This window comes from Cryobacterium sp. 10I1, from assembly GCF_035019805.1.
Lineage (GTDB): Bacteria > Actinomycetota > Actinomycetes > Actinomycetales > Microbacteriaceae > Cryobacterium > Cryobacterium glucosi.
In genome coordinates this window covers 1-1661 of the sequence record NZ_JASJVF010000430.1, presented here as the reverse complement: position 1 = coordinate 1661, position 1661 = coordinate 1, and the positions used below count along the sequence as shown (strand labels likewise).

Annotated in this window: 2 protein-coding genes; both read right to left on the bottom strand. The window is 69.2% G+C overall.

The genetic code is table 11. The features are described 5' to 3' along the window. A partial coding sequence (locus tag QN345_RS18775; protein ID WP_323509076.1) for an alpha/beta fold hydrolase occupies positions 1 to 560 on the bottom strand: 560 nt, incomplete at its 3' end. Between the two features lie 58 nt (positions 561 to 618). Further along, on the bottom strand, positions 619 to 1485 hold the full coding sequence (gene efeU / locus QN345_RS18770) for an iron uptake transporter permease EfeU (protein ID WP_134449622.1): 867 nt from the start codon (positions 1483 to 1485) through the stop codon (positions 619 to 621). Positions 1486 to 1661: the final 176 nt, after the last annotated feature.

Here is a 1661-nt window from a genome sequence, read left to right as displayed (position 1 = left end):
GTCAGGGCGAGTTCGTGCGGCAGGGTGGGGGCGAGGTGGACGAGTCCAGGCCAGAACGGTGCGGACGTGATGGAGCGTACGGCCGCGTCGTCCATTCCGGTGATGCGGAGGAAGAGCGCCGCTGCGGCAGCGGGGTCTCCGGCGTCGAGGGCGGCCTGGAGGCCGAGGTCGTCCGCCGGGGCCGGGTGCTCCGGATCGGCGGTGTATGGCGGCTCGTAGACTGCGAGCCGGGTGATGTGCACGCCGGCGGCGGCGGCCTCGATCGCCAGGATCGCTCCGGAGGAATGGCCGTACACGCCGGCTGCGCCTCCGGCCACGGCGACGAGGGCGGCCAGGTCCTCGATTTCGCGTTCGACCGCATACGGCCCGGATTCCGGGCTCTCGCCCTTGCCGCGCCGGTCGAAGGTGTACGCCGTGACGTGCTCGGCGAGCAGGGTCACGAGCGGATACGGGGAGGACCGGGTGTTGAAGGCACCGCCGATGACGATGACCGGGTCCCCGGAACCGAGGCTATCGTACGCGATCCGAGTGCCATCGGCCGACCGGACGAATTCGGGCATCTGTGGTCTCCTTTGGCGACGGTGTGACGGTGCGGCGGGTTCAGCGCGTTCAGCGGGCTCAGCGGGCGGTGGCGGCCATCTTCACGGCATCGACGCGGGGGGCGACGACCGGACGCCCGGCCCGGTTGCGGGCGCTCGACACGAGGAAGATCGTGAGCACCGTTCCGGTGTATGCGAGCCAGACCAGCAGCGAGAGCCAGGTGGTCTCCGGCGAGAAGTTCAGGGTGCCCTTCAGCAGCGTGCCGTACCAGCTCTCCGGCGGGATGGCGGCGCTCACGTCGAAGGCGAGGTTGTGCTCGCCGGGGAGGATCCCGGACTCCTGCAGGTCATGCACACCGTAGGAGAGTACCCCGGCCGCGACGACGATCAGGATCGCCCCGCTCCAGGTGAAGAACCGCGCGAGGTTGATCTTGAGCATGCCGAAGTAGATGAGCGCTCCGAGGCCGACCGCGCTGAGGATGCCGAGCGCGGCCCCGATGAGCGGCAGCGTGGTCTCGCCGGTGGACTGCACGGCGGCCCAGATGAACAGGGCCGTTTCGATGCCCTCCCGCCCGACGGCGAGGAAGGCGATCAGGACGAGGCCGACGCCGGTGCCGACGAGGGAGCGGTCGATCGTGCCGCGGAGGTGGCCGCTCAGGTCGCGGGCCGTGCGCAGCATCCAGAACACCATCCAGGTGACCAGGCCGGTCGCGGCGATGGAGAGCGTGCCGGCGATGGCCGGTTCGGCCGATTCCGGAAGGCTCGCGGTGCCGAAGGTGAGCACGGCGCCGATCGTGAGGGCGAGGAGCACGGCGAGGCCGACGCCCGTCCAGAGACGGCCCAGCAGGTCGCGGCGGGCGATCTTCACGAGGTAGGCGACGAGAATGGTGACGATGAGGGCACCTTCGAGCCCCTCTCGGAGTCCGATCAGGTAGTTGGCGAGCACGGCACTCCGGTTCTGGTCTGGATACTGATGCAGCATCACGATAGCACGGGGATGGTTAGCCTACCCTTACCGATCGCTCCACGATCGTGAGAATCCGCGAGGGTTGCTCCGAGATCCCCGGACAGCCAGCGAGAGCGCACTTGTGGCCCTTCTCACCGCGTTTTCAGGGCCACAAG